The 938-nt window shown below is 55.8% G+C and carries 1 rRNA gene; it reads left to right on the top strand.

The features are described from left to right. Positions 1–924, top strand: a 23S ribosomal RNA gene (locus tag CG50_RS15945); the annotation flags it as partial. Positions 925–938 lie beyond the last annotated feature (14 nt).

Genomic DNA, 938 nt, shown 5'->3' with positions numbered 1-938 from the left:
GCACGAATGGCGTAACGATCTCCCCGCTGTCTCAAACGTGGACTCAGCGAAATTGAACTGTGTGTCAAGATGCACACTACCCGCGGTTAGACGGAAAGACCCCATGAACCTTTACTCTAGCTTTGCACTGGCATCAGGATTGTGATGTGCAGGATAGGTGGTGGGCTTTGAAACCGGGACGCCAGTCTCGGCGGAGCCTCCCTTGAGATACCACCCTTCGCACTCTTGATGTCTAACCGCGACCCGTTATCCGGGTCCGGGACCCTGCATGGTGGGGAGTTTGACTGGGGCGGTCGCCTCCCAAATCGTAACGGAGGCGCGCGATGGTTGGCTCAGACCGGTCGGAAATCGGTCGTTGAGTGCAATGGCAGAAGCCAGCCTGACTGCAAGTCTGACAAGACGAGCAGAGACGAAAGTCGGTCATAGTGATCCGGTGGTCCCAAGTGGGAGGGCCATCGCTCAACGGATAAAAGGTACTCTGGGGATAACAGGCTGATGATGCCCAAGAGTCCATATCGACGGCATCGTTTGGCACCTCGATGTCGGCTCATCTCATCCTGGGGCTGGAGCAGGTCCCAAGGGTATGGCTGTTCGCCATTTAAAGAGGTACGTGAGCTGGGTTTAGAACGTCGTGAGACAGTTCGGTCCCTATCTGCCGTGGGTGCAGGATACTTGATGGGAGTTGCCCCTAGTACGAGAGGACCGGGGTGAACGATCCACTGGTGGACCAGTTATCGTGCCAACGGTAGTGCTGGGTAGCTATGATCGGACAGGATAAACGCTGAAGGCATCTAAGCGTGAAGCCCCCCCAAAAACTAGGTATCCCTTGAGGGCCGTGGTAGACCACCACGTCGATAGGCCAGAGATGTAAGCGCGGCAACGCGTTCAGTTGACTGGTACTAATTGCCCGATTGGCTTGATTTGATCCAGTAGCAGCA

Source organism: Paenirhodobacter enshiensis, from assembly GCF_000740785.1.
GTDB classification, from domain to species: Bacteria; Pseudomonadota; Alphaproteobacteria; order Rhodobacterales; family Rhodobacteraceae; genus Rhodobacter; species Rhodobacter enshiensis.
The sequence above is the reverse complement of the archived record's forward strand: the minus strand, read 5'-3'. Positions and strand labels throughout refer to the sequence as shown.